The following is a 4,904-nucleotide window of genomic DNA, read 5'->3' as shown; positions in this document are numbered from 1 at the left end:
TTTGATGCCTTTGTGTGGATCAAGCCGCCCGGGGAGTCGGATGGCTCCAGCAGCCTGATCCCGCAGGGGCCGAACAACCCGACGGGCAAGGGCTTCGATCGAATGTGCGACCCGACCTACGGGGGCAATTCGATGAACAACAACCAGCCGACGGGAGCGATGCCGAACGCGCCAGTGGCTGGGGCCTGGTTCCAGGCGGGCTTTGACACCCTGGTCCAGAACGCCTATCCGCCCTTCTAGGCCAGTCTCATCGGTCAGCAGGATCTTTGCTCTGGCGGCAAAGCTCCATTACCTGCGCAGCAGCCTGGTGTTGCGGCTAAGGGACTAGCCGCGGCACCAGGCTCGTTTTGCTGCTGTGGCGGATGTCTCCCGAGCTGGATCGCTCTAGCATGCTGCTCGTCATTTATGGTATCCTTACTGGCAAGCAGGAGGACAAAGATGAGACAGGCGCATCGTTGAAGAGACGAGCGGCGCCTACGTCAGTAGGGTCACAGTGTCTGCGACTGCACCGGGTAGCTATACTGGCAAACAACTTGGGCACTACCGCATTGGAGAGCGCTTAGCCAGCGGCAGTTTTGGCGAAGTCTATCTGGCCGAGCATCTGCTGCTACCTCGCCGCGCGGCGATCAAATTTCTCAGCAGCGCGCGTGGCGCCTCGCTAAAGGAGCAGCAGGCATTTCTGCAAGAGGCCCGCCTGCTAGAGGCGCTGCGCCACCCGCATATTCTGCCGCTCTATGATGCTGGCTTCGACCAGGACTTCCCTCCTTATCTGATTGCAGCTTATGCTGCTGGCGGATCGCTGCGTGAGCGCTTGCATCAGCAGCCGGACGGCTTACCCCTGGAGGAAGCCCTGCAGATTCTGGAGCAGGTGGGACAGGCTTTAGAGCATGCCCACTCCCAGGAGAAGCCAGTGGTCCACCGGGATTTAAAGCCGGAAAACATCCTGTTCGATGCTGTCGGCTGCGCGCTGCTCGCCGATTTCGGAATTGCAGTCATCCTCGATGCGGCAGCGACGCAGCGCCTCTCGATTGCTGGGACACTGCCGTATATGGCCCCGGAGCAATTTGCAGGAGAGGTCTCGCCAGCCAGCGATCAGTATGCACTTGGGTGCCTGGCATATGAGCTACTGACCGGTCGCAAGCCGTTGACTGTTCCTCCTGGAGGGGGCTGGTTCGCCTGGGCCCAACGGCAGCGTGAGGCGTTGCCGCCCCCTGCGTCGCATTTTCGTCCGGAGCTGCCCATCCATATCGAATTGGCAGTTCTGAAGGCCCTGATGAAGGAGCCGAAACAGCGCCACGCCTCGGTCGCTGAGTTTCTATCTGCCCTGCGCACGGCCCCCCATGATCCCGAGCAGTACCGAGAGCTGAAAGCTTGCTGGCTCCAGCGCGCTCGTGAGGAGGCCGCCCGAGGCCAGGTTGAAATCGCCTTGCAGCGCTACCGGATCGTGGAGCGCATTGATCCTGCCGATCCGCTGCCGCTGCGCGAAAGTAGTGCACTGAAGCAAAGTCATCAAAAGTCATCTGTTGCCGCTCCTGCCATTCAGCAGTCACCCTCTGTGTCCGCTCTCTCTGTGGCTCCTCCCCCAGCTCAGCCCGTGGAGCTGAAACCGCCGTCAGTGCTCGTCGGGTCGCCCGGGTTGTCCCCTGCTGAGTCTCCGCCGGCGGCGGATCGAGAAGCGGTACAGAGGCGCCAGGAAGAGGAGCGGGTCCGGCTCCAGGCGCGGGCGCAGGCTCAGGCGCTGAAGGCAACTGGCGACCAGCTGGTCCGGCAAGGAAAGTATAGGGAGGCGCTGCAGAGTTATTTGCAGGCCACTGCCCGTGATCCAGAGCTACCATTTGACTGGCGCTGGCTGGGTGATACGTGCTGGCAGCTGGCCCATTTCGAGGAGGCACTCACAGCTTATGAGCAGGCGCTGCGCCAGAACCCGCAGGATAGCTCTGCTCAAAGCGGGCGTGCGGCTACGCTCCAGCGGCTTGGCCGGGATGCGGAGGCCTTGCGGGCCTACGAGCTGGCGCTAGAGATCGATCCGAGCAATGTGGCTGCCCACTATGGCCGCGGTCTGATTTTGCTGGCCCATGAGGCATATGGGAAGGCGCTGGCGGCTTTTGAACGGGCGGTGCAGCTGCAGCCGACCTTTGCCGCCGCGCACTGCGCGCGCGGCGATGCGCTCTATCAGCTGCGTTCGTATCGGGCCGCCCTGGCAGCCTATGAGGAGGCGCTGCGCTATGACCCTGGGCTAGTCGATGCCCGCTATGGTCAGGCGGACACACTGCTGCAGCTCAGGCGTGAGCGGGAGGCGCGCGAGGCCTACCGGCTGGCGTTGGAGGCCGAGGAGAGGACTGGCCTGGGGAGGCTTTCGCTGCGGCGGGCTGATGCACTTTTTATTGTGGAGCGTTATATTGAGGCGTTATCGCTCTATGAGCAGCTTCTCCAGCAGCAGCCTGATGAGCCAGATTTGTATGAGCGTCGTGGCAATGTCCTCAAGAAGCTGGGGCGAGAGCGCGAGGCGCAAGCGGCTTACAGAGAAGCGGACCGGCTGCGGGGCTATGTGTGAGAGAGGACCCGAGCCGGTCCGCTGGCTTGTGGGCGCCAGCCGGATGCCAGGGAGCCAGACCAGCGGCGTTCCTGGGGAGGTGACTGCAGCCTGCGAGCGAGCGCTTGCTCAGAGCTGGAGGGGGGAGCGCCGCAGGGTCAGGAAAATGGCGCCTCCCAGCAGGGCCAGGCCGGCGATGCCCAGCGCTGTCCAGATGATGAGGGCATACTGCTGGCCGCCAAGAAAGGTGTAGATGACAGCTCTGATAGCCCCTCCAACGACCAGAGCGGCCCCCCCCAGGAGAAAGAAGCGCACGCGCATAGCAATGCCAAAGATGAACAGGCTGAGCGACTCAGCCAGGACGAGCAGCAGCGAAACGAGCTGCTGCTTTGTTTCAGAAGCGACAATGCTCAAAATGAAGGAAGGGATCAGTAGCAAGCAAGCGCCGATCACGATGGCTATGCGTCCTATCCCCTGGCTGCCCGGCGTCTGGCGATCGCGGAGCAGGAAGGGGCTGAGAACGACCAGATAGCTGGCCAGGGGCAGACAGAGGAGATCAAACGTCGGCTTCCAGAGCTGCCATATTTCCCAGGTCGAGGCCAGGGTGAACAGCAAGCCCGCCGTATAGCCCAGCCAGAGGCGGAAGGCGCGCCGCGGCTGCAGCAGAGCCAGCCAGACCACGAAGAGGCCCAGGACCGTCAGAGCGAGCGCGCCGGTCTGCGTCTGAGTTATGAGAACGAAGTAGATCAAGATGATCATGACCTGGCCACTGAGAGCCAGCAGCTGGGCGGGCACGGTGGGGGCCAGCCAGAGAGGTTCTGGCCTGATGAGGCGCCAGGTGAACTGCGATAGGAAAAGCAGGACGCAGACAAGGCTGGCCAGAAGCAGTGCCTCGTCGAGCGAGAGGGGGAGTGCAGATGGCAACAATGCCAGCAGCCAGGCCAGCAGTGCTGCTGGCAGGACCAAGGCCTCGGGAAGACGCTCGCGGAGCATGACGAGCGTGGCTAAGAATGCGAAGATAGCCAGTTCCAGAAGTCGTAGCCAGGAACTGCTGAGCAGTCCAGTCATGGTAGCGGCGAGAGCGGCGAGCAGGTACCAGGGCCAGCTCCAGAGCAGGAGGCTGGACCGCGGAAGGGAGTGTTCTCTCATCGTACTGTCTCCTCACGGCTGGGTGCGGCTGGAGAAGGCGCGCGTCGTTGTCAGGGGACACTTTGCTCTGGTCGACGGCGCGGACTCAGCAGGCCCAGCAGGGTAGCGATGGTCCCAATAATCGTTAGGATCTGGTCCCTTGTGAGGGACAACGGCAGGAAGGGAAGCGATAGCTGCTGGAATCCGACAAGCAAGACCAGACCCCAGGCAGTCCAAAGCCCGGTGAGCAGCGTCAGCACAGGCAGGCGCAGGCCCAGGGCCAGGAGCCAGATCAGGAGGCCATAGCCAAGCAGCAGAGCGGTGGCCCCGAGGACGCTGCTCTGCTCTGTCGCGAGACTGCCAGCGATGCCCACGGCCAGAACGCCGGAGCAGTTCGCGGCCAGGAGTGGAAAGACGTAGGCCCGCAGAGGCCAGTGCCGTTGTAGAAAGGCTCCGCAAGCCAGCCCGATGGTACACAGGAGGCAGAAGAGGGCCAGTCCGGCCATATCTGGCCTGCCCTGCCCAGAGCCAGCGCTGAGCTGTACGATGGAGGAGAGAGCCAACGGCACGCCCAGCCAGCAGATTACCACCTGGCGCAACAGCAGGCCGGAGCCATAGACGAGCAAAGCGGCCAGGGCGGGTCCCCAGGAATCGGCTGCGGGGAGCCGGGTGACCGGCCAGGGGTGTGGGTGAAAGAGGCCCAGCACGCTCCAGGTCAGAACGATGAGCGGCACCCAGGCCCAGGACCAGGAAGGACGGATAAGCCCGGCCAATGCTGGTGACCAGCGGCTGGCCCTGGGTTGCAGCAGCCGATCGGCGAGGAAGGCTATGGCAAGCGCTCCGACGCCCACAGGCAGGAGGCGCCAGGTTGGCTCTGGCATCCCTGTGAGCGCACCCAGTCCCCACAGGCCGAAGATGCTGGTGGCCAGTGAAACCAGGGGCCAACGCTCTACAACGGCAACAATGAAAGCCAGCAGGGCAGAGACCAGCAAAAGGATAGCCACGGCAGCCGTGCCGAGCTGCTCCGTCACGAAGGGGAAGGTAGGAGTCGCGCAGGCAGCGAAGGCCGCAGTGACGTACCAGGGAGTCCCCAGTCGCAGGCGCAGCCGGTTGGCCCTGGGAGCTGGCAGGTGTTTCCAACGCCCCTGCGCGATCTGGTTGGTCCCGAGCGCAACGAGCGTGCAGAGCAGAACGAGGACGGGCGGGAGCAGGGCGGGGCCATTGTAGCGCTGAGCGGCGAGTG

The 4,904-nt window shown here is 63.4% G+C and carries 2 protein-coding genes and 2 pseudogenes; 2 read left to right on the top strand and 2 right to left on the bottom strand.

The genetic code is table 11. The features are described from left to right. Positions 1 to 240: pseudogene (locus IRZ31_RS20205) on the top strand (glycoside hydrolase family 6 protein); the annotation flags it as partial. 253 nt (positions 241 to 493) lie between these two features. Beyond that, complete coding sequence (locus tag IRZ31_RS20200; protein WP_297157213.1) at positions 494 to 2,554, top strand: tetratricopeptide repeat protein; 2,061 nt, start codon at positions 494 to 496, stop codon at positions 2,552 to 2,554. A 108-nt stretch (positions 2,555 to 2,662) separates the two neighbouring features. On the opposite strand, the gene IRZ31_RS20195 is transcribed toward IRZ31_RS20200, so the two are convergent. Continuing rightward, positions 2,663 to 3,682, bottom strand: a complete 1,020-nt coding sequence (locus IRZ31_RS20195) for a hypothetical protein (RefSeq protein WP_297157210.1) — start codon at positions 3,680 to 3,682, stop codon at positions 2,663 to 2,665. A gap of 50 nt (positions 3,683 to 3,732) precedes the next feature. Further along, a pseudogene (locus IRZ31_RS20190) lies at positions 3,733 to 4,904 on the bottom strand (hypothetical protein); the annotation flags it as partial.

Source organism: Thermogemmatispora sp. (assembly GCF_019683635.1).
Taxonomy (GTDB): Bacteria; Chloroflexota; Ktedonobacteria; order Ktedonobacterales; family Ktedonobacteraceae; genus Thermogemmatispora.
Note: the sequence above shows the minus strand (reverse complement) of the source record. Positions and strands in the feature narration are given on the sequence as shown.

Bases quoted from the DNA above. Each gene is read 5' to 3' on its own strand.
- IRZ31_RS20195 (WP_297157210.1), bottom strand. From the start codon at position 3,682: ATGAGAGAACACTCCCTTCCGCGGTCCAGCCTCCTGCTCTGGAGCTGG.